General features: G+C 75.6%; 14 protein-coding genes. 10 read left to right on the forward strand and 4 right to left on the reverse strand.

The features are described 5' to 3' along the window. The first annotated feature begins 19 nt into the window (after positions 1 to 19). Positions 20 to 1,456, forward strand: coding sequence for a rifampin monooxygenase (gene rox, locus ACH4B3_RS32545; protein ID WP_398469081.1), 1,437 nt, complete (start codon positions 20 to 22; stop codon positions 1,454 to 1,456). A 386-nt stretch (positions 1,457 to 1,842) separates the two neighbouring features. Next, a complete protein-coding gene (locus ACH4B3_RS32550; protein ID WP_398469083.1) occupies positions 1,843 to 3,264 on the forward strand; it encodes an FAD-dependent oxidoreductase in 1,422 nt (473 codons plus the stop codon). 246 nt (positions 3,265 to 3,510) lie between these two features. Here ACH4B3_RS32550 and ACH4B3_RS32555 read toward each other — a convergent pair whose 3' ends face one another. Continuing rightward, positions 3,511 to 4,395 carry an NAD(P)-dependent oxidoreductase gene (locus ACH4B3_RS32555; protein ID WP_398469085.1) on the reverse strand — a complete coding sequence of 295 codons (885 nt, stop codon included), beginning with the start codon at positions 4,393 to 4,395 and terminating at the stop codon, positions 3,511 to 3,513. Between the two features lie 48 nt (positions 4,396 to 4,443). On the opposite strand from ACH4B3_RS32555, the gene ACH4B3_RS32560 reads away from it, so the two are divergent. The 6 genes from ACH4B3_RS32560 (at position 4,444) to ACH4B3_RS32585 (ending at position 12,684) form a co-directional block, all read left to right on the forward strand. After that, positions 4,444 to 4,851 carry a MerR family transcriptional regulator gene (locus ACH4B3_RS32560; protein WP_398469110.1) on the forward strand — a complete coding sequence of 136 codons (408 nt, stop codon included), beginning with the start codon at positions 4,444 to 4,446 and terminating at the stop codon, positions 4,849 to 4,851. A gap of 245 nt (positions 4,852 to 5,096) precedes the next feature. Continuing rightward, positions 5,097 to 5,984 (forward strand): Gfo/Idh/MocA family protein, encoded by an 888-nt coding sequence (locus ACH4B3_RS32565; RefSeq protein ID WP_398469087.1) that lies wholly within the window; start codon positions 5,097 to 5,099, stop codon positions 5,982 to 5,984. Between the two features lie 73 nt (positions 5,985 to 6,057). Continuing rightward, positions 6,058 to 7,524: a flavin-containing monooxygenase gene (locus ACH4B3_RS32570; protein ID WP_398469089.1), complete on the forward strand. Its 1,467-nt coding sequence runs from the start codon at positions 6,058 to 6,060 to the stop codon at positions 7,522 to 7,524. Between the two features lie 559 nt (positions 7,525 to 8,083). Continuing rightward, the gene (locus ACH4B3_RS32575; protein ID WP_398469091.1) at positions 8,084 to 8,791 is read left to right on the forward strand and encodes a L,D-transpeptidase; all 708 of its coding nucleotides are present in this window, start codon (positions 8,084 to 8,086) and stop codon (positions 8,789 to 8,791) included. Between the two features lie 254 nt (positions 8,792 to 9,045). Then, positions 9,046 to 11,112, forward strand: a complete 2,067-nt coding sequence (locus tag ACH4B3_RS32580; RefSeq protein WP_398469093.1) for a DUF4139 domain-containing protein — start codon at positions 9,046 to 9,048, stop codon at positions 11,110 to 11,112. Positions 11,113 to 11,121: 9 nt separating this feature from the next. After that, positions 11,122 to 12,684, forward strand: a complete 1,563-nt coding sequence (locus ACH4B3_RS32585; RefSeq protein ID WP_398469095.1) for a mucoidy inhibitor MuiA family protein — start codon at positions 11,122 to 11,124, stop codon at positions 12,682 to 12,684. A 112-nt stretch (positions 12,685 to 12,796) separates the two neighbouring features. Here the strand turns inward: ACH4B3_RS32585 and ACH4B3_RS32590 are convergent, their stop codons facing one another. Next, positions 12,797 to 15,739 (reverse strand): FG-GAP-like repeat-containing protein, encoded by a 2,943-nt coding sequence (locus ACH4B3_RS32590; protein WP_398469097.1) that lies wholly within the window; start codon positions 15,737 to 15,739, stop codon positions 12,797 to 12,799. A 602-nt stretch (positions 15,740 to 16,341) separates the two neighbouring features. Further along, positions 16,342 to 17,892 carry a DUF885 family protein gene (locus ACH4B3_RS32595; RefSeq protein WP_398469099.1) on the reverse strand — a complete coding sequence of 517 codons (1,551 nt, stop codon included), beginning with the start codon at positions 17,890 to 17,892 and terminating at the stop codon, positions 16,342 to 16,344. Positions 17,893 to 18,001: 109 nt separating this feature from the next. On the opposite strand from ACH4B3_RS32595, the gene ACH4B3_RS32600 reads away from it, so the two are divergent. Further along, positions 18,002 to 19,558 carry a PLP-dependent aminotransferase family protein gene (locus tag ACH4B3_RS32600; RefSeq protein WP_398469100.1) on the forward strand — a complete coding sequence of 519 codons (1,557 nt, stop codon included), beginning with the start codon at positions 18,002 to 18,004 and terminating at the stop codon, positions 19,556 to 19,558. A 218-nt stretch (positions 19,559 to 19,776) separates the two neighbouring features. Here ACH4B3_RS32600 and ACH4B3_RS32605 read toward each other — a convergent pair whose 3' ends face one another. Continuing rightward, positions 19,777 to 20,301 (reverse strand): GNAT family N-acetyltransferase, encoded by a 525-nt coding sequence (locus tag ACH4B3_RS32605; protein ID WP_398469102.1) that lies wholly within the window; start codon positions 20,299 to 20,301, stop codon positions 19,777 to 19,779. Positions 20,302 to 20,951: 650 nt separating this feature from the next. Between ACH4B3_RS32605 and ACH4B3_RS32610 the strand changes: the two genes are divergently transcribed. Beyond that, positions 20,952 to 21,407 (forward strand): hypothetical protein, encoded by a 456-nt coding sequence (locus ACH4B3_RS32610; protein ID WP_398469104.1) that lies wholly within the window; start codon positions 20,952 to 20,954, stop codon positions 21,405 to 21,407. Positions 21,408 to 21,620 lie beyond the last annotated feature (213 nt).

Here is a 21,620-nt window from a genome sequence, read left to right on the forward strand (position 1 = left end):
GTCGAACGGACTTCTTCTGATGATTGACGTGATCGTGGTCGGCAGCGGACCGACCGGCCTGATGCTGGCCGGCGAGTTGCGGCTGCACGGGGTGCGCGTGGTGGTGCTGGAGAAGCTGACCGCGCCGACCGAGCAGTCCCGCGGGCGCGGCCTGCACACCCGCAGCGTCGAGCTGATGGACCAGCGGGGGCTGCTGGAGCGGTTCCTCGCGGTCAGCGAGAAGTTCCAGGTCGGCGGTTTCATCGGCGGCATCCACAAGCCGTGGCCGGACCGGTTGGACACGGCGCACCCGTACGGCCTCGCCACCCCGCAGCCGGTGACCGAGCGGCTGCTCGAGGAGCGTGCCGTCGAACTCGGGACCGAGATCCGGCGCGGCTGCGAGGTGGTCGGGCTGAGCCAGGACGAGGACGGGGTGACCGTCGAGCTGGCCGACGGCACGCGGCTGCGCTCGCGCTACCTCGTCGGCTGCGACGGCGGCCGCAGCGTGGTGCGCAAACGGCTCGGCGTGGGTTTCCCCGGCGAGCCCGCCAGGGTGGAGACGCTGCTGGGGGACATGGAGGTGACCGAGGATCCGGCGACGATCGCCGCCGTCGTCGCCGAAGTACGCACGACGCAACTGCGGTTCGGCGTCGTTCCCGACGTGGACGGGCACCAGGGGCTGTACCGCATCATCGTGCCCGCCTCCGCGGTGGCCGAGGACCGTGCCGCCGCGCCGGCCCTGGAGGAGTTCCGGCAGCGGCTGCGGGCGGTCGCGGGCACCGACTTCGGCGTGCACTCGCCGCGCTGGCTCTCCCGGTTCGGCGACGCCACCCGGCAGGCCGAGCGCTACCGGGTCGGCCGGGTGCTGCTGGCCGGCGACGCGGCGCACATCCACCCGCCGACGGGCGGGCAGGGCCTCAACCTCGGTGTGCAGGACGCGTTCAACCTCGGCTGGAAGCTGGCCGCCGAGATCGGCGGGTGGGCCCCGGAGGGGCTGCTCGACAGCTACCACGCCGAACGGCACCCGGTGGGCGCCGACGTCCTGGAGAACACGCGCGCGCAGATGGCGCTGCTGGGGACCGATCCGGGCGCCGTCGCGCTGCGGGGCCTGCTCTCGCGGCTGCTGGACTTCGAGGAGGCGAACCGGTACGTGACCGGGCTGATCACCGCGGTCGGGGTGCGCTACGACTTCGGTGAGGGCCATGAACTGCTCGGCCGGCGCATGCGGGACGTGCGGCTGAAGCGGGGGCGGCTCTACGAGCTGATGCACGGCGGCCGCGGGCTGCTGCTCGACCAGACCGGCCGGCTCTCGGTGGCGGGCTGGGAGGACCGGGTCGACCATGTGGTCGACGTCAGCGAGGAACTGGACGTGCCCGCGGTGCTGCTGCGGCCGGACGGCCATGTGGCGTGGGTCGGTGAGGACCAGCGGGATCTGCTCGACCGGCTCCCCCGGTGGTTCGGCGCCGCGGCCGGCTGAGCCGTCGGGACGCTCCAGTCTCCCCGTACGGCGCCCCCTTCGGCCGGCGGGCCGCAGGGCCGGGGTGCCCGGGGGGATTCGACGCCCTGGGCCCCCGGCAGTGCCCGGCACCGGTGTCACCGCCGGCGAGGGCGGGGGCGCGGGCACCGGCCACCGGGTCGGCGCGTCACCGCGGATGACGGCGACGTCGTCCCGAGGCCACCGGACGCCGGGCCGCCCCTGCCCGGCGTCCGGCGCTCCCGGGCGGCGGCCGCGGGCACCGTTCCCGGCCGGACACGGGGGCCGTTCCCGCGGCCGGGAGCGGGCGCCGCCGGTGATCCGCCCGCGCGCGCCGGGGATACTGGTACGTCCGAGATCGACTTGCTGACCATGAGGGGTGGAGTCAGATGGTGAGCCACACACAGCCGACGGGCGGACGGAAAGGGGGTGGCGGCGACGGGCGGCATGCCGTCGTCATCGGGGGCAGTGTCGCGGGACTGCTCGCCGCGCATGTACTCGCCGAGCACGCCGAGAGGGTGACGATCGTCGAGCGCGACCGGTTCCCGGAGGGCCCCGAGCCCCGGGCCGGCGTACCGCAGGGCCGGCACGCGCATGTGCTGCTGCACGGCGGCCAGCTCGCCCTGGACTCGCTTCTGCCCGGGTTCATGGCCGACTTGAGGTCGGCGGGCGCCCCCCAGGTCGGCATGCCTTCGGACATGGTGACGTGGAGCGGCAGCTGGTTCCGGCGTACGGCGCCGACGACACACATCTCCACCGGGTCCCGGGCCCAGATCGAGCATCTGATCCGGGAACGGGTGCTGGCCGCCCCCGCGATCACGACGGTCCAGTCGACGGACGTCGTCGGGCTGACCGGTGACGCCACCCGGGTGCGGGGGGTACTGCTGCGCGAACGGGGCGACAAGGCCGCGGAACCGCGCACCCTCGAGGCCGACATGGTGGTGGACGCGTCCGGACGGGGCTCGCACGCCCCGCAGTGGCTGAGCGCGCTCGGCGCCCAGGCCCCGGAAGAGGAGACCATCGACACCGGCCTGGCCTACGCCTGCCGGCTGTACCGCAACAAGAGCGCGCACCTGGGCACCGAAGCGCTCGCCTACTGGTTCTTCCCGAACCGGTCACAGCCGTACGCGGGCGGCGTGCTGCCCCTGGAGAACGGCGACTACATCGTTCTCCTGTCCGGCCTGCGGGACCAGGAACCACCCACGGACGGGGCCGGCTTCACCGATTACGCGGCCCGCTTCCCCCACCCCTACCTGCATGAGTGGCTGCTCGAGGCGGAGCCGCTGTCGGCGCCCTTCGGGTTCCGCAAGACGGCGAACGTCCGGCGCCGGTACGACCTTCCCGGCCGCCGCCCGGCGGGGTTCCTCGCCACCGGCGACGCACTGTGCACCTTCAACCCGATCTACGGGCAGGGCATGTCCGTCGCCGCGTTGAGCGCGGTGGCACTGCGTGACGCGCTGTCGGATCCGCGCCGTACGCCGACGACGCGCAGGGTGCAGCGGGCACTGCTGGACGCGTCGCGCCAGGCCTGGGACGTCTCCGCGGGGGCGGACAAGAACATGCCGGGCGCGGTCGGCAACGCGGTCACGGTCCGGGCCCTGGACCGGCCCGCCGGGTGGTACCTCAAGCGTGTTCAGCAGCGGTACCCGGGCGACCCCGTGGTGGTGGGCCCGGCCTTCCGCTCGGTGCTTTCCCTGAGCGCGCCGCTGACCACGCTGTTCGCGCCGAAGGTGGCCCGGGCGGTGCTCTTCGGGGCCGTCCCCGCGACGCCCGACGGGCCCCCGATGCGGCGGGAGCCCGCGGACGCCTGATCCCGGCGGTCCGCCCGGCCGGCGCCGTCCCGGTGCGAGCCCGAAGGCCCGCGGTGTGACCGGTCGCCCCGCGCTCCGAACGGAGGAACCGGCGGCGCGGGTGAGGTCCGGTCAGATGGTCTCCGGGGCCTGCCCGGCCGGGGCGTCGGCCGGCTCCGAGCCGGCGCCCCGGCCGGGGCTCCGACCGGGGCGGGACACGGTGTTCCCCGACGCCGAGGGGTTCGCGGCTCCCGGCGCGGCGGCCGGTCAGTCGCCGCGGGGCTTGCCGAACTCCTCGATCAGCACCGGGTACTGCTCCCCGCCGTGTCCGGCGGCGATCGCCCGGTCGGCCATCGCCTTGATCAGCCGGGGGAGTTCGGCGTTGACCCCCACCGCCTCGCTCTCCTCGATCAGGTGCGCCATGGCCCGGGCGTCGGTCTCCAGCGCCGACACCTCGGCCGGGAAGGAACCGCTGTCGATCTGCTCGGCGTACCCGGGCAGCCACTGGGCCACTCCGGTGGCGATCTGCTGGGCGAACGGGGCATACGTCGTGGCGTCCACACCGGCCGTCCTGAGCATGGCCGTGCCCTGGAGCCAGGCGTTGAGGACGCTCCACATCATGGCCAGCCCGGCCACGTCGTACAGGGATGCCAGCCCGTGGTCCGCGCCGAGGTGGGTGACGGTGCCCAGCGCGTCGAGGGTCGGTCGGTGTGCCTCGAAGTCCGGCCGCGGTCCGCTGTGCAGGATCACCGCCTCGGCGGTCCCGATCGTGGACGGGATGGCCATGATGGCGCCGTCCAGGTAGCGGGCGCCGCGCCGCTCGGCCCAGCGGGCGGCTTCCCGGGCCTGGGCCGAGTCACCCGAGGTCAGGTTGATCAGCGTCGTACCGTCCAGCTCGATGTCGTCCGCGTCGAGCAGTTCGTGCATGGCCGGGTAGTCGGTGAGGCAGAGGATGGTGAGCGGACTCGCCTTGACGGCGTCACCGACCGTGGGCGCCCGCCATGCGCCCGCGGCCACCAGCTGGTCGGCCTTGGAGGCCGTACGGTTCCACACGGCCGTGGGGTGCCCGGCCGCCAGGAACGCGCCGGCGAGCGACCGGCCCATCAGACCCAGTCCGATGACGGTCACGGATGTTTCGGGGTGGTTGTTCATGGCAGCATCGTCAACGTTGATACCAGTCTGAAGGTCAAGCGAGGTGCGATGCGGATCGGGGAACTGAGTCGCCGGACGGGCGTCAACGCCCATCAGTTGCGCTACTACGAGGCCCAGGGCCTGCTGGCGGCGGACCGCCGTGCGAACGGGTACCGCGAGTACGACGAGAGCGCCGAGCTGCGGGTCAGGCAGATCCGGCATCTGCTCGGTGCCGGTCTGTCCTCCGAGGACATCGCGTATCTGCTGCCCTGTGCGGTCGGGGAGGCCCCGGAACTGCCCGGGTGCCCGGAGTTGCTGGCCGCGATGCGTTCCCGGCTGGGGCAGCTGGACGACCGGATGGCCACGCTCGCCCGGTCCCGCGACGCGCTCGCCGACTACATCGACGCGGCCGAGCGGACGGGCGGCGAGAGCTACCCGCCGCTGGACGGAGCCGGCCTGGATCCGGTCCCCGCCTGAGCGGCCGGCGCGCCCCTGCCGGGAGGACGGTGCCCCTCGCCGGGCGCCGGCTTCCCGGGCGGGGGATGACGTACGAGGAAGGACCTGCGCCGGCAGGTCCTCCGGTCGGCGCGGCTCCGGCCCCGCCCGGGCGTGCGCGCCCGCTCGGCACCGGGCGGCCCGCCCGGTGCGAGGGGTGTCCCGTGGTCCCGGTGGTGTGCGACGCTCGGGCGTGACCTCGCCGGACGACCGTGAAGAGGAGCGGCATGCGCATCGGACTGCTCGGAACCGGCCCCTGGGCGCGGCTGGTGCACGCCCCCGCGCTCGCCGGGCACCCGGACGTGGAGCTGGTGGGGGTGTGGGGGCGCCGGCCGGAGGCGGCGGAGGAGCTGGCCGGGCAGCACGGTACCCGGGCCTACCACGACGTGGACGCCCTGCTCGCCGACGTGGCGGCGGTCGCCGTCGCCCTGCCGCCGGACGTGCAGGCCGATCTCGCGGTGCGGGCCGCGCGGGCGGGCCGGCACCTGCTGCTCGACAAGCCGCTGGCCACGAACCTCGCCCAGGGCCGCGCGGTGGCCGGTGCCGCGCGGGAGGCCCAGGTCGCCTCGGTCGTCTTCTTCACCACCCGCTTCCAGCCCGAGGCGACGGCCTGGATCGCCGAACAGGCGGACCGGGGCGGCTGGTTCACCGCGCGGGCGCAGTGGCTGGGGGCCGCGTTCGCCAACGGCAGTCCGTTCGCGGCCTCGCCGTGGCGCCGTGAACGCGGCGCCCTGTGGGACGTGGGCCCGCACGCGCTGTCGGTGCTGCTCCCGATACTCGGCGACGTGGGGCACGTCGCGGCCGCCGCGCACGGCCCCGGAGACACCGTGCACGTGGTGCTGCGGCACTCCGGCGGCGCGTCGAGCGCGCTGGACCTGAGCCTGACGGCACCGCCCGCCGCGGCCGGCGCGGCCGTCGAACTGCGTGGTGAGTCGGGTGTGGAGGTGCTGCCGGAGAGCGCCGACGGGGCGCTGCCCGCGTTCGGCCGGGCGGTCGACGCGCTGTGCGCCGCGGCGCGGAACGGCCGTACCCACTCCTGTGACGCCGCGTTCGCGTTGCGCGTCACGGAGATCCTCGCCGAGGCGGAGCGACGGCTGGCCGCGTCCGAGGGCTAGCGGTGGCCGAAACGCGGCGGTCGGCGGCTCGGCGGGATGACGGCAGCCCTCCGGGATGGGGAGATTGGTCTCCATGACCAGACTCCGCATCGCCGTCATCGGCGCGGGCTTCGGCGGGCTGTGCGCGGCCATCCGGCTGCGGCAGGCCGGGATCACCGCCTTCACCGTCTTCGAGAAGGCGGCGGACGTCGGCGGAGTGTGGCGCGACAACACCTACCCCGGCGCCGCCTGCGACGTCCCCTCGCACCTGTACGAGTTCTCGTTCGCGCCCAACCCGCGCTGGTCCCGCAGGTTCGCCGGCCGCCGGGAGATCCACGCGTACCAGCGGGACTGCGTCGAACGCTTCGGCCTGCGCGCCCATCTGCGGCTCGGGACGGAGATCGCGGCGGCCGAGTTCGCCGACGGCGGGTGGACGCTCACCACCACCACGGGCGACACGCACCGGGCCGAGGTCCTGATCACCGCGACCGGCCAGCTCTCCCGCCCGGCGATACCGCCCCTTCCCGGCCAGGAGTCCTTCGCCGGCCCGCGGTTCCACTCCGCGGCGTGGCGGCACGAGGTCGCCCTGGCGGACCGGCGGATCGCGGTGCTCGGCACCGGGGCGAGCGCCGTCCAGTTCGTGCCGGAGATCGCCCGCCGCGCCCGCTCGGTGACGGTCTTCCAGCTGGAGCCGCCGCATGTGCTGCCCAAGCCGGACCACGCCTACCCCGCGGCGGTCACCGCACTGTTCACCGCACTGCCCGGGCTGCAGCGGCTCAGCCGGTGGGCCACCTACTGGGCGCTGGAGTCCCGGGCGCTGGCCTTCACCCGGTACCCGCAGCTCACCCGCCCCTTCGCGGCCCGGGTCAGGCGCCACCTCCGGCGGCAGGTGGGCGATGCCGGGCTGCGGGCCCGGATCACCCCGACGAGCCCGCTGGGCTGCGCCCGGGTGCTGCTCTCCAACGACTGGTACCGGGCGCTCGACCAGCCCCATGTGCGGGTCGTGGACGACCGCGTCACCGGGCTCGCACCGGCCGGACCGGTCACCGAGGACGGCACCGTCCACGCCGCCGATGTCGTGATCTACGGGACCGGCTTCCACACCGGCGACTTCCTCGCCCCCATGCGGATCACCGGCCGGGACGGCCGCGACCTCCACACCGTCTGGCGGGACGGCGCCCAGGCGTACCTGGGCCTGACCGTGCACGGGTTTCCCAACCTGTTCATGCTGTACGGGCCGAACACCAACCTCGGCCACAGCTCCATCATCTTCATGATCGAGAGCCAGATGGCCCACGTGATGCAGGCCGTCCGGCTGCTCGGCGCAGGGCGGGTCCGATGGCTGGAGGTGCGCGCCGATGTGCAGGACGCCTTCAACGACGAGGTGCAGCGCCGGGTCCGGGCCACCGTCTGGGACCGCGGCTGTATGAGCTGGTACAAGAACGCCGCGGGGCGGAACACCGCCAACTGGCCCGGTTTCACCTTCGCCTACCGCCGCCGCACCCGGCGGCTCGACCTCGCCCACTACCACCTCGGGCCGCAACCGCCCCGTCGTCCCTGAGCGGCTCCCCCGCCGTCCGGTGGGCCGCGCCACCCGCGCCCCGTCCCGCCCTCGGTCGACAGGCGGCGCATCCGGCGCGCGCCGACCGTTCCGGCGGGGCTCGGCCGGTCTTCGGGAGACGTGGCGTGGAGGCGGTTCGGTCCGGCGGACGCGGCGGTGCGCCCGCCGGGTGCGGCGCGCTCCGCCGGGGTGGCGCGGACGCCTCCGCCCGGGGCCGACGCCGGTACCGTCGCGGGCCACCGGGGACCACGCGGGCGGCCACGGCGGGCGGCTGGGGACGGCGGCGGGCGGCCGCACCCGATCACCGCCGACCGGGGCCGGCCCCGGCCCCGCGGAACCCGGAAGTCCACTCTGTGAGCAATGCCACACCAGGCCGCGAGCGTCGTCTCCGGGCCTGGATTCGGGGCCGGCATGCCGGGGCCGGTCCCGGCAGCCGCGGATGATCATGACATTTCCGGCAACCATCGGTGTGCCCCGCCTGTCTTGTGGACAGGGGATTCATTCCCCCCTGTCGAAGACACCGCGCACCAGCCCGCAGAGGGGCGATGAGAGGTACACCATGAGAGCACGACCGGCCGCGAGACGCCGTTTCCGCGCAGCCGCCGCGGCGGCGCTGGGCCTGGCGGGCGCCGCCGCAACCCTCGGCCTGGCCGCCGCGCCGGCCCAGGCCGCCCCCGCGAAGGCGGCCCCGAGCTGCACCGCCGGGACCGGCCCGTACCAGAAGCAGGTCGAGAAGTTCCTCGGGCTGCCGGTGGACGGCAGGCAGTCCGCCAAGGACTGCACCAGGATCCGCACCTTCCAGACCGTGAACGGCATCGCCCCCGCGGCCGGCTACGCCGGGCCGGTCACCTGGGGCGTGATGAAGCGGCAGCAGAGCACGGGCGACCGCACCAGCTGCCCGACGAACAAGGGACGGATAGCCTGCGTCGACCTCACCCGCCAGATCAGCTGGGTGCAGGACGGCGGCAAGCGGATCCACGAGCCCGTCCCGGTGCGGACCGGCCGCAACGGCTACGAGACGCGCACCGGCATGCACAAGATCTACTGGCGGCACAAGGACCACGTGTCGTCGATCTACAACGTGCCCATGCCCTACAGCCAGTTCTTCGACGGCGGCCAGGCCTTCCACTCCATCGCGGGCAACATCTCCTCCCCGCCCGGCTCCCACGGCTGCGTCAACATGCGCCGCGCGGACGCCGCCGCCTACTGGAAGCTGCTCCGCACGGGCGACGAGGTCCTGGTGTACGGCCGCAAGCCGGGCACCTGAGCCACCGGCGCGCCCGGCGGTACGGCCCGGTCGGGCCGGTACCGCCGGGCACCCCCGCGGCCGGCGCCGTGCACGGCCGGTCGGGCGCGTCCCCCGGCCGGCTCCGGCCGGCCGGAGCGGGGCCCACGGCCCCCGCCGGGCGGGACCGTCCGGGGCCGTGGGCCAGGCGGGACACCGGTACCGGGACTCGGCACCGGCACGCGGACGGCCCGGCGTAGGCTGCACCCGACACAGCGGCGGCGGGGGTGGGGCACATGACGGCTGATCCGGCACGGAGATGGGATTCCACCCTCGATTCGGTCGTGGTGTACGCCCAGGGCGCGCTCTGCCACCGTCTGGCGCGCGGCAGCGTGCCGGAGGACGGCCGGGTGCGGGTGACCGGCCTGCCCCGCTCGCTGGACCCGGGCTCGCTGCGGGCCCGCGTCCTCGGCGCCCCCGGAGTGCGCGTCACCGGGGCCCGGGTGGCCGTCGAGGCCGCGCCGCCGCGCACCGGCCCGCCCGGCGGGCTGCGGCGCGAGGTCGAGCGGCTGCGCGACGAACACGCGGCGGCGGAGGGGCGCCGGGACCGGCAGCTGGGCCTCATCGAGGAGGTCAGGGCGCTGCGACCGGTCCCGCCGGCCCGCAGGCGCGAGGACCCGCACCGCCGCGCCCCGGTCGACGCGTGGCTGGAACTCGCCGACTTCGTGGACGAACGGCTGACGCGACTGCACACCCGCCTCGTCGAGCTGGAGGAGGCGCTGCGCCGCGTCGAGCACGATCTCACCGTCGCCATGGACCGGCTCGACCGCGCCTCCACCGATGCGCCGTCAGCGCACATGGAGACCGCGCTCTCCGCACTCCTGACCCTCGACGGCGCCGGGGACGCGGAGGTGGCGCTGGAGGTGGAATACGGGGTGCCCGGCGCCGTCTGGGTGCCCGCCTACCGTCTCACCCACCGTCAGGGCGACGGCAGCGGCCGTCTGGTGCTGCGCGCCGCGGTCGCCCAGCGCACCGGCGAGGACTGGACCGGGGTGCGCGTCGCCCTCGCCACCGCCGACCTGCGGCGCCGCACCGACCTGCCGAGGCTCCGCTCGGTGCGGATAGGACGCCGTCAGCCGGCCCCCGCGCCGGCCGGCTGGCGCGAGCCTCCGGCGGGCCTCGCCGACCTGTTCACCGGGTACGACGCGGCGGGCCCGCGCCCTGCCGCGGCCGCCGTGCCCTCGGCCGTCGGAGCCGGCCCCGCGCCCGGACCCGTCCCGCCACCGCCGCCGGCGCCCCAGGGCGGCTACGGCGCGGCGGCCGGCTCGCTCCCGGCGCCCGGTGGCCCGGCCGGCACCTCCGCCGGGGCGTTCGGCGGCCCGCCGTCCGGTCCCGCGCAGCCGGGCCGGCCGCGACCGGCCGGCAGGCCGCGCACCGGCGCCGGGTCCGTCGCGCCACCGCCCGGCGCCATGTCACCCGCGGCCCCCGGCGCGGCCGCGCCACCCCCGCCGGCGCCGGCCGCCGGGCCGCCGCGGCCGAGCGGCGCCGAGCTGGACTACGCCACCCTCGTGCTGCGCGGCCCCGACGAGCCGGGCGATCGCAGGGGGCGGCTGTTCACCGGCTCCGACTTCGACCCGGTGGCGACCGAGTACCGCCGCCGCGCCGAAGCGGTGGCGGCGCTGCCGCTGCCCGGGCACGCCGTGCGGCCCCGCGAATCGGCCGGCTCCTTCGACCACCGCTTCGACGCCGCCGCCCGCACCGACATTCCCTCCGACGGCACCTGGCACACCATCACCCTCACCGAGGTGCCGGTCGGACTGCGCACCGAGTACCTGTGCGTGCCGTCGGTGGAGCAGACCGTGTACGCGACGCTGGTGCTCTCCAACACCACCGACCAGGCCCTGCTGGCCGGCCCGGTGGAGGTCGTCGTCGACGACGGCTTCCTGCTGACCGCCGCGCTGCCCACACTCGCCCCCGGTGGCGTCCGCCGGGTGGGGCTCGGGCCGGCCGAGGGCATCCGGGTCACCCGCCGCGCGAACCTGCACGAGTCGACCGCGGGCCTGCGCAACAACACCACCGTGCTCGACCACCGGGTCCACGTGGAGCTGGCCAACCGGCTCGCCAGGCCGGTCACCGTCGAGGTCCGCGAGCGGGTGCCGGTCACCTCCGAACCGGAGGTCCGCATCTCGGAACGGGCGGACTGGACGGTGCCCGAGGACGGCGTGGGGCCCGAGCACCACGCCCCGGGGACCCGCCTGTGGCGGGTGGAGCTGCCCGCCGGCGGTACCGCCGCCCTGGACGGCCGCTACGAGATCCGCATCCCGGCCGGCAAGACACTGGCCGGCGGCAACCGCAGGAGCTGAACACACGCCATGTCCACGGCCCCGGAGCCGATCGCGCTCCCCGTCACCGCCGTCACCTGCCTGGAGGACCGCGCCCACGTCGAGCGCTCCGCCGTGCTCCGGCTGGAGGCCGGCGTCCAGCGGCTGCGGCTCGGGCCGGTCAGTGCGCTGGCCGTCGACCGTACCCTCCACGCCGAGCTGGCCGGCGAGCACCCGGCGACCGTGCTCGACGTGCGGATCGTCCGCGGCTGGACGCCCCGCGGGCCGCAGCCGCCCACCGAGGACGACTCCGCGCCGCGCCGCCGCGTGCACGCGCTCGAGGAGGAGCGGCAGGCCCTGGGACAGCGGCGCGACCGGCTGCACGCCCGCCTCGACACGCTCGGCCGCCTCGCCGCCGATCTCCTGCGGGAGATCGGCGAGGGCACCGGCTCCGGGGAGGCCGAAGGGCCGCGCTGGGCCCGGGAACTGGACCGGGTGGACGAGGAGCGCGACGCGCGGGCCGAGCAACTCCGCGCCGTGGAGGCCCGGCTGGCCGCGCTCGCCGTCGAACTCGACGAGGTCCGGCGGGTGATGGATCTCGCCGAGGAGCGGCCCGCCGAGCTGGTCGGCCATGTCGAGATGACCGTGGAGGCCGCGGCCGCCGGGCCGGTACGGCTGCGGCTGAGCCATCTCACCCCGTGCGCGCTGTGGCGGCCCGCCTACCGGGCCGTACTCGACGGGGACTCCCTGACGCTGGAGACCGAGGCGATGGTCTGGCAGCACACCGGCGAGGACTGGTCGGACGTGCGGCTGACGCTGTCGACGGCCCGGTCGGCGCTGGCCACCGAGGTGCCACGGCTGGCCGAGGACCGGCTGACCCTCGAGGACCGCTCCGCCGCGGAGCGCCGCACCGTCGACGTGGATGTGCGCGAGGAGGAGACGGCGGCCCTGGGGCCGGTCCCCGTGCTCGGTCTCCCGGGGGTCGACGACGGGGGCGAGACGCGTGTGCTGCACTCCCCCGCGCCGGTCTCGGTGCCCGCCGACGGCCGCCCCCACCGGGTGCCGCTCTCCGTCTTCAGCACCGCCGCGAGCAGCGAGTACGCCTGTTCACCCGAGCTGTCCCCGCTGGTCACCCAGGTGGTGCGGTTCGACAACCGGTCCGGCCACGCGCTGCTCGCCGGGCCCGTCGACCTGGTCCGCGGCAGCGGGTTCAGCGGCCGCGGCCGGATGGACTTCACCGCCCCCGGCGCCCCCGTGGAGCTGGCCTTCGGCAGTCGCGACGACTTCCGGGTGGTCCGGCACGCCGAGGAGTCCCGCGACGCGTCGGCGCTCGGCCAGCGGACCGTGGTCAGCCACTCGGTCAGGCTGCACCTGTCCCGGTTCTCCGCCCCCGGGGAGCACGGTGAGCGGGTGGTCGTCCTCCGGGAACGGATCCCGGTCTCGGAGGTGTCGGCGGTGGAGGTGCGCCTGCGCGCGGAAGCCTGCTCCCCGGCGCCCGACGCGGTCGACGCCGAGGGCATCGCCCGCTGGGACGTCGCGCTGCCGCCCGGCGGCCGCCGCACGGTCACCCTGGTCTACGAGCTGTCCGCGAAGGGCCGGGTCGTCGGGCTCTGACCTCCGGGCGCCGCGGCCGCAGGACGCGTCCCGCGGCCGGCGCGGGTGTCACGGCGGGTGCGGCGGGGCCGGGCGCACCGCGGCGGTGCGCCCGGCCCCGTCGGACGGTGGCTCAGAACACGCCCTTGTACGTCTGCCACCCGGTGGCGATCTTCACGCGTCCGCCGAACCTGCCCTTGCCGTCACCGTTGTGGCGGTACAGGGTGCCGGAGGTGTCGCGGGCGACCAGGTCGGCCTTCCCGTCCCCGGTGATGTCCCCGGTCCCGACCACCACCTGGTAGGACGCGCCCCAGTCGTCGGCGACCTTCACCTTGGCCGACAGGGTGCCGGAGGCCGTCCCGTGGTAGCGCCACAGTTCGTTGGACTTGTCCTGGGCCAGCAGGTCTCCGCGGCCGTCCCCGTTCAGGTCGCCGGCTCCCACGATCTTCCGGTAGCCGGTCCAGCGGGAACCTACCTTGCGCTTCGCGGCGAGCTTCCCGTCGGCGGTCCCCTGGTACAGGTACACGTCGCCGGTGGTCTTCTCCCGCGCGACCAGGTCCGGCCTGCCGTCCCCGTTCAGGTCGCCCGGCGAGGTCAGCACGTCGTAGCGGTTCCAGCCGGAGGTGGCCAGGGTGGTGTGGGCCGATGCGGGCGTCAGCGGCTTCCCGCAGGCGGGCCGGTGGACACGCAGCGCGCCGGAGGTCGGTCGTATCAGGGTGTCGTTGCAGCGGTCTCCGCTGAGGTCCCCGAACGGCACCGCCGTCACGCCGGTGCCCCATCCGCTGCCGGAGGTCTTCGCCGCGTAGGTGCCGGACCCGGTGCCCTGGTGGTAGGTCAGGGTGCCGGAGGAGTTCAGGGTGAGCAGGTCGCCGAAGCCGCTGCTGCCGGCGTGGTCCCGGTACACGGCCGCGCCCCCGGTGACCCGGACCGTGCCGGTCCGCTTGATCGCGGCACCGTGGCCGTCGGCGGGGGTGCCGGTCAGGTCCCAGGTGTAGGTGCCGTTGGCGACGAGCCGGCCGGCGGTGTCCTTGCCGTTCCACACCGCGTCGACGGTGGCCCGGGCGCGGTCGCCGGTCAGCGTGCGGACCGTGGCGCCGGACGCCTTGTTCCGCAACGTCACCGTCCACCGCACCGGCTTGCTGAGCCGCCAGCGCGCCTCCCACGCCGGGGTGCCGCCCGCCAGGTCCACCTCGGCGTCGGCCCGTGCGTCCAGGACGGTGGCCGGGGAGGTGGTCACCCCGGTCGGCACGATGTGCACGTCGTACCGCTCGTCGAGGTAGGCGGCGTGTCCGCCGAACCGGTCGACGGTCCAGGCCGTCCGCCGCCCGGATCCCTCGGCGAACGACGGGAGCGGCGCGACCACCCGGTCGGTGGCGGTGCCGCCGTCGAACGCGGTGATCACCAGCTTGCCCGCCCCGGTGTCGTACCGCATGAGGTAGCCGTCGCCGAGCAGCGCCTCACCGGTGCCGACCCGGACCGACACCTTGCGGTCGCGGTCGAAGACCCCGGCCGGCCCGTTCGCCCCGCAGGTCCAGTAGAGCCAGCGGCCCACCGCCTGCAGTTCGGCGGGGCGGCACGGGGCGCCGATGGCGACGGTGCCGGTGGTCCTGTCGGTCCGCAGGTCGTAGGTGGTGACGCTGCCGGCCGTGGAGCCGGGCGAGAAGAGCGTGCCGCCCCACACCGCGGCGGCGCCGTTGGGCCGGGTCAGCTCGGTGCCGTGGTCGTCGCCGAGACCGACGACGTGCTGGGTGGCCGGGCTGCCTCCGTCGTAGACGGCGTAGTCGCCGGAGGCGTCGAGGACGCGTCCCCCGGTCGACCCGGTGGCCACGTGCCGGTAGCTGGTGGGGGTGCGCATCCCGGTCACCGAGTCCCTGCCTCCCTCCTGGCGCACCATGACCAGCGGCCCGCCCGGCGAGTCGTGGAACGGGACGCAGGTGGTGCCGCAGTCCGGCAGGAACGGATCGGCGGCGCGGAGGTAGAGGCCGCCCAGCGGCTCCGGGGCCCCCGTCGTGGCGAGGTCCCGGCCGTACAGGCCGAAGGGCCCGTCAGGGGCGGTCTTCCTGGTCGCCGTGGTCAGCGTGCCGCCCGCCAGGGACAGCGCCCTGACCGGCGTGGGCACCGAGGGCACCGGCACCACCGGCCGTACCACGGGCAGACCGTCCGGGCCGGCGCCGATCCGGTGCACCGCCCAGTCCTCGGCCGAACCGCCGCCGGCCACCAGCAGCGCGCCGTCCACCGTCACGGCGTTGGCCGCGCTGCCCTTGAGGAGTTCCACCGGCTGCCCGCCGCCCGATACCGGCACCGCGACCAGCCGCTGCCCGGTGACCGCGGCGGCGGTGGTCCTGACCACCAGATGCTCGCCGAGGAGGCCGACGACCTGTGCCACCGGGGCGCCCGGCACCTCGACGGTGCGTACCGGCGCCGGCTGCTCCCCGTCGCCCGGTGCCGTCGAACGGTCCAGGATCCGGACCGTGTTGGGTGCGGTGCGCCACAGCACGGCGTCCGGGGTCACCACCGCACCTCGCGGCGCGCCGTCGGGCAGGGCTTCCGGCAGTTCGGTGGTGCGGCCGGTGACGAGGTCGACCAGACCCAGGTGCCGGGTGGCTCCGACGGTGTACGGCACCACGGCGGACCTGGCGTCACCGGCCACCGGGTGGTCCAGCAGCGCGCCGTCCGGGAAGCCGTGCACGGCGGTCTTGGTCACCGTGCCGTCGAATCCGGCCCGCCACAGCTGCATCTCGGTGCTCGTGCGGCAGGTGCGGTCCGCGCACACCCGCTGCACCAGCGTCGGCCCGTAGAGGGTCACGCCCATCAGCCGGGAGCCCAGCGGAGCCTTGACGGTGGTTCCGGAGGCGGTGTCGAACAGGTCGATGCTGTCGTCGGAGGTGTTGTACGCGGCCACCACCTCGGTTCCGGACGGGCCGGTCAGCACCGACCACGCGATACCGGTGACCGGGGTGCCGGGCCCGCCGGACGAAGGGGTCCACACGTGCTCGCCGCCGGGCTCCGAGCGGTACAGCATGCCGGTCGGGCCGCCGCCCAGGACGCCGACCTGCCGCGGCGTGGCGTCCCGCACGGCGGGGACCACCACTTCGGCTGCGGCATCGCGTTGTTCGGCCGCGGCCACCGGCGGGCCCGCCGCGCCGGGAAGGACTAATCCCGCGAGTGCCAGAGCGGCGACCGCGGCGACGGAGCCCCGGATGAGGGCACGACTGCCCACCCGTTCCACCTCAATCTCACAACGTACGGATACGGATACCGAAGGAGCGTTGGAGCATGGCGGGGCCGGGTCGGCACGGCGCGCGGTGTGCGCCGCCGAGCGCGGACCGGTGCCGTCGTGAACCGTCGACCGGACCGCCGGGGCGTCGAAGCGGCGCGCGAAGTCCCCTCCCCCGCGCTCCCCACGCCTCCCGCCGTCCGCATCCCCCACACCTGCGTGGCGTGAGCATAACAGCGGGTGACGTCACCGTCGCCACGCCATGGTCACGCCGCGTCCACGGGAGCTTCACGACCGTGCCGCGGCTGCCCGACTCCCCGCCGGTGCCCTGCCCTTCGCCGGCCCGGCGCGGCGGCCGGGACCCCGGGCAGGCGGTGGCCCTGGCCGGGGGCGGGTAGGGCCGCGGAGACGGCCGGGCCCCGGCCCGGCGACCGGCCCGCGGGGGCGCCGCGGAGAACCCGTCACACCGGCGCCGCGCCGGCCCGGTCCAGCGTGGTGCGCAGCAGGCCCAGCGGCGGCGAGCCCAGGGCGAGCACGGCCGCGTGGAAGCGCGGGAGGGAGAAGCCGCCACCCCACTGCCGCCGGGCCTCCGCCCGCAGGTCCTGGATGACCAGCTTGCCCCAGGTGTACCGGCCGTAGGTCGGGTCGAACAGTCCCCGCCGGGCCTCCTCGCACGCCGCCTCGGCACTCAGCCCCACGTCGTCGGTGAACCGCCGAGCCGCCTCCCGGACCGTCAGCTCGCCCGTGTGCAGGCCCAGAGCGCAGGCGAAACGCGTCACCCGGCGCAACGCGTCCAGTGCGACGACCACGGCGAATCCGGGATCCTCCGCCCGGAAGCCCTCCTGAAGGGCCAGTTCCTCGCAGTAGTGGGCCCATCCCTCCAGGAAGGCCTCCGAGATGACGGTGCGACGGACATCGGACGAGACCCGGCGCAGTGCCCTGCCGTGGCTGAGATGGCCGGGGGCGACCTCGTGCACGACCAGCCCGGCCAGCCCGGCGCGGAAGAAACCGTCGGCCAGCCACTCGCTCCGGCGGTCCGCCGGCCAGTCGGGGCGGGGCAGGGTGAGGTGGAACCGGCCCGGGGAGTCCGGCTCGTACGCGGTGGCCCACGACGCCGCCGCCAGCGCCCGCCGCTGTGCCGCCGGGGTGGGCAGCACCCGGACGGCCACGTCGTGGTGCGGCACCAGCCGGTGCTTCTCCGTCCACCGCAGCGCTTCGTCCACCAGCGCCTCGACCTCCGGCAGCACCCGGTCGGCCGGCGGATGGTCGCTGCGCAGCCGCCGCAGCACCGTCCCGGTGGTGGCGGTGGGGTCGAGACGACGGGTGGACTCCTCCAGCAGGGCGCGCAGCCGGTCGCGTTCGGCGTCCACCCGCGCGGAGAGTTCCTCCAGGTCGACGTCGACGCCTTCGCCCGAGCCGAGCAGCCGGGCCAGCGCGGTGGCCCCCAGCGCGGCCGAGGGCGGGCCTTCCTCGGCGGCCGTCCGCAGGTGCGCGACGAACCGCGCGTGGGCCCGCCGGGCGGCGCCCGGCGCGCCGGTGCCGGTGTCCAGGCCCTCGGTCAGGCCGATCGCCAGGGGCAGGGTGGCCCCGGCGAGCGGCGCCGGGACCCGGTCGAGGGCGGCGATGGCGGCGTCCACCGCGTCGGGCCACCGGGCGAGATGGGCGCGCCGCGCGGCGTCCCGTTCGCCCTCGGGTGCGTACTCGCGGTCGTAGCAGGACAGGTCGAGGTTGTCGATGTGCCACAGCGGATTGCTGCGGTGCAGTTCGAGGACGCCGAAGCGCACCCGGAGGGCTTCCTCGGCCACGGTCGCCTGGGCCTCGTCGTGCGGGTCCGCGTAGGGCCGGGTGCCGGCGGGGCGGCCGAGCGCGGCCAGCGTGCGGCGGACACCGTCCGGTGACAGGTCCTGCACGACGCCGTCGTACTCGTGCCGTCCGGCGCTGTCCCGGGCGGCGGGCACCCAGGCGTCGCACAGTGCGGTGAGCCTGGCGTCCAGTGGCTGATCGGTGACCATGGATGTTACTCCTTGAGGCGAATGGCGCTGGGGCCGCGCGCGGGGCGGGGCCGTCACCGCCCAGCCTCCGGCGGAAACGCGGCGAGGACACGTGCCAGTAGGGAGCGAAGTGGACCGGAACACCGTGCGGGGGGCGGCCCAGCCGCCCCCCGCGGACTTGCTGGGTGACTGGTCCCAGGGGCCGGGGCCGCTGTACCGCCGGCTCGCCGACGCACTGGCCCGGCTGATCGGCGAGGGCGCCCTCCCGGCCGGCGGACGGCTCCCGTCCGAACGCGAACTCGCCCGCGGGCTGGCCGTCAGCCGGGCCACGGTCGTCGCCGCGTACGACGTGCTGCGCGCGGGCGGGCTGGCGGACAGCCGGCCGGGCAGCGGCACCCGGGTCGCCCGGCGGCCGCGGCTCACCGGGCCCGCCGCCGACGGACGGGTACCCGGCGGTGGTGCGACGTCGGTGACCCAGCGGATGGTGACCCGCCCGGAGCGGGTGATCTCCCTCGGGCAGGTGGTCGAGCCCGGGAGTCCGGACCTGGCCGGCGCCCTGCTGGACCTGGTGCGTGAGGACCTGCCCGCACTGCTGCTGGACGCCGGTTACCACCCGGCCGGGCTGCCGGCCCTTCGGGCGGCGATCGCCGCGCACCACACCGCGCAGGGCCTTCCGACCGTCCCGGAGCAGGTGCTGGTGACCACGGGCGCGACCCAGGCCCTCAGCCTGGCCACCCAGTTGCTGGTGCGCCGGGGTGGTGGTGTGGCGGTCGAGGCACCGAGCTGGCCGGGCTGCATCGACACCTTCCGGGCGGCGGGGGCGCGGCTGGTCCAGGTGCCCATGGACGACGAGGGGATCCGGATCGACGCGTTGGCGCGCGTCTTCCGCGAGCGGCAGCCGGCGGTCGTGTTCACCATGCCCACCTGCCACAACCCCACGGGCGTGGTGATGGCCCACGGGCGACGCCGTCGGCTCGCCGAGCTGGCCGCGGCCCACGGTGTCGCGGTGATCGAGGACAACGCCCATGCGGCGGCCCTTCCGCCCGGCGGGGCTCCACCGCCCCTGGCCGCCCTCGCGCCGGGGGACGCCCTCGTCCTGACCCTGGGCTCGCTGTCCAAGGCGGTCTGGGCCGGACTGCGGATCGGCTGGGTACGGGCGGCCCCGGAAGTGGTCGAGCCGCTGGCCCGCCTCAAGGCGCGCGCCGATCTGAGCAGCCCCTTGCTGGACCAGGCCCTCGCGGCGCGGCTGCTGCCCGCGCTGCCCGCCGGCGCCGCCGAACGCGGGGCACTGCGCGACGAACGGCTGGACCACATCGAGCGGTTGCTGCGCGACGGTGTGCCGGCCTGGCGGTGGCGGCGTCCGCAGGGCGGTTCGGCGTTGTGGATCGAGCTGCCGGACCGGACGGACGCCCGGGCCTTCGCCCAGGTCGCCCTGCGCCACGGCGTGGAGGTCGTGCCCGGAGCCGCGATGGACCCGGACGGGGGCCACGACCACTGCATCCGGGTCCCGTTCTCCTTCCCCGCGGAGGTCCTGAGCGCCATGGCCGACCGGCTCACGGCGGCCTGGACGGAGTGGACCACCCGCGACACCACCGCTCCGGGCCGCGACCGCACCCGTGGCGGCGGCGACCACCGCGGCACCGACGGCCTGGAGCGGGACGCAGGACCGGCGAGTGGCGCGCGATGAGCGGGGAGGGGTGGGGCCCTCGCGCCCCGGTGACCGGTCCGGGCGTGCCCGCCGGCCGTCCCCGGGCGAGGGGGCGGCGAGCGGCGAGAAGGGCTCCTGCCGCCGTGCGGTTCGGTGTGGCGGGCACCGAGGGAGGTGCTCCGTGCACGGCGTGTGAAAGGGGGCGCGGAGGGGACGCCGCGCGGGCGGCCGTACCGCGTCGCGCGGGCCCCGGCGGCTCAGTCCGGCCGGACGTCGTCGCGCAGCAGGCCGTACCGCACCACGTCCCGCCACTGACCGTCCCGGAACACCAGGGACCGCTGTACGCCTTCCCGGACGAAGCCGCACTTCTCCAGCGCGCGCTGTTCGGCGGTGTTCCCGGTCTCGGTGTCCGCCTCCAGCCGGACGACCGGTGTGCAGGCGAAGAGGTGACGCACCAGCAGTCGCTGGGCCCGCGTTCCGGCTCCGCGGCCCCGGGCCTCCGGCAGTAGCTGGGCCCCGATGTTCCAGCAGTACGAGGTCCGCGAGGTCACCACCTTCCGCCAGGCGACGAAGCCCAGCCGGTCGGCACCGGCGACCACCATCAACTGGCCGCCGTCCTCGCCCAGCAGGCCGTCCTCGGCCCAGCGGCGGCGCCAGCGTCCCGGGTCCGACCAGCCGTGCCACTGGAACGGCCCGGTCGACTCCGGATCGACCAGGAACCGCTCCAGCACCGGCAGGTCGTCCTCGGCCACCGGCCGCAGCATCACCGGATCATCACTCATCACGTCACTCTAGGCCGCGGCCGGGACCGGCGCCGCAGGAGCCCGGAGCCACCGGGCGGCAGCCCGGGTCCGGCCGCGGAGCGCCGGCCCGGCCGGGGACGGACCGGCCGGTGGCGGCCGGTTCCCGCGCCGCGGGGGCGAGCCTGGGCAGGACGGCCACGACACGATCCGGGGCCGGTGCCGGGAGTAGCATGGGAGGGAGCCCCGAAGGTCCCCGCAACGGAAAACAGGGGTTGAACCACCATGACTCTGCCCGGCTTCACGGCCGAAGTATCGGCCCACGGCGCCAGCGGCCACCACCCGGCGCGATGGCGGCGGTACCGCGACGCAGGGGAGATCGTCCCCATGCAGAAGTACTGCTACAGCATCTTCATCTCCTGCCTCAACAGCTGCGGCCTCAGTGAGGGATGCATCTGTTTCTGCGGGAAGCTGTACGCCGACTGCGGCGGATTCCACCCACCTCCCTGCCAGTTGTATCCAGGCGACTACTCCTACTAGGGAGGACGTCTCCTCAGGGACGGCGTCTCGCCGAAGCGTGCGAGCGGCGGCCCCGGCCCCGCCGAGCCGGGTGACGGAAGGCCCGCCCGGTCGGGAGCGGGCCGGGCGGGTGGGTGTGGGCCCGGCGCCGGTCATGGGGCATGATCGGCGCCATGAGGCATCCGCACCTGCCGACCACCGAGGCTGCCGTCACAGCGATCCGCGAGGTCGCGGGGGAACACGGCCGGGAGTTGCGCGTCACCCATGACATCGGCGCGGACCGGACCTCGCGGCGCGCCCTGGCCGGGCCGTTCACGGTGTCCGATCCCGACGGCTCGCTGCCGCACGAGGCGTACGTCGAGCTGACCGGGCCGCCGCCGTCCGTCACCGTCCGGATCTTCCCCGAGGACGACGCGGAGATCTCGGTCGAGGGCGTGTGTTTCCACGACGTGCCCCGGGATGCGGTTCCGGCGTTCCTGCGGTCCGTTCTCACCGGACTGGCCTGCGTACGGGAGAGGTTCTTCCCGCCCGGGCAGTGGCTCGTCGTCCCGTTGCCCGGGGACGAGAGCTACCGCGAACCGGTCCCGCACCTCACCCTCAGCCCCTGGCTCGCCCGGGCGGTCCGCTGACGGGGCGGCGCCTCGGAGCCACGGGCGGGCGGTTGGGGGGCGGCCGCGGTCCGGGCGGGCCGGGGACCGGCGCCGTTGAGCCGGTCCCCTACCGGGGTTCCCCGGTGCCCGGGGCGGTTCAGAACTCCCTACGTTTTTCCTCGGGACTGGGCGAGCCCTTCGTATGGTTGGCCCACCCAGGGGGCCCGGGTGTGGCTTTCAGAACTCTGCCGA

Origin of the sequence: Streptomyces sp. NPDC018031, from assembly GCF_044327625.1 — a bacterium.
Lineage (GTDB): Bacteria > Actinomycetota > Actinomycetes > Streptomycetales > Streptomycetaceae > Streptomyces.

Coding starts and splice junctions, on each gene's coding strand:
- ACH4B3_RS32550 (WP_398469083.1), top strand. CDS start 1,843: ATGGTGAGCCACACACAGCCGACGGGCGGACGGAAAGGGGGTGGCGGC.
- ACH4B3_RS32580 (WP_398469093.1), top strand. CDS start 9,046: ATGACGGCTGATCCGGCACGGAGATGGGATTCCACCCTCGATTCGGTC.
- rox (WP_398469081.1), top strand. CDS start 20: ATGATTGACGTGATCGTGGTCGGCAGCGGACCGACCGGCCTGATGCTG.
- ACH4B3_RS32585 (WP_398469095.1), top strand. CDS start 11,122: ATGTCCACGGCCCCGGAGCCGATCGCGCTCCCCGTCACCGCCGTCACC.
- ACH4B3_RS32605 (WP_398469102.1), bottom strand. CDS start 20,301: ATGAGTGATGATCCGGTGATGCTGCGGCCGGTGGCCGAGGACGACCTG.
- ACH4B3_RS32575 (WP_398469091.1), top strand. CDS start 8,084: ATGAGAGCACGACCGGCCGCGAGACGCCGTTTCCGCGCAGCCGCCGCG.
- ACH4B3_RS32565 (WP_398469087.1), top strand. CDS start 5,097: ATGCGCATCGGACTGCTCGGAACCGGCCCCTGGGCGCGGCTGGTGCAC.
- ACH4B3_RS32595 (WP_398469099.1), bottom strand. CDS start 17,892: ATGGTCACCGATCAGCCACTGGACGCCAGGCTCACCGCACTGTGCGAC.
- ACH4B3_RS32570 (WP_398469089.1), top strand. CDS start 6,058: ATGACCAGACTCCGCATCGCCGTCATCGGCGCGGGCTTCGGCGGGCTG.
- ACH4B3_RS32555 (WP_398469085.1), bottom strand. CDS start 4,395: ATGAACAACCACCCCGAAACATCCGTGACCGTCATCGGACTGGGTCTG.
- ACH4B3_RS32610 (WP_398469104.1), top strand. CDS start 20,952: ATGAGGCATCCGCACCTGCCGACCACCGAGGCTGCCGTCACAGCGATC.
- ACH4B3_RS32560 (WP_398469110.1), top strand. CDS start 4,444: ATGCGGATCGGGGAACTGAGTCGCCGGACGGGCGTCAACGCCCATCAG.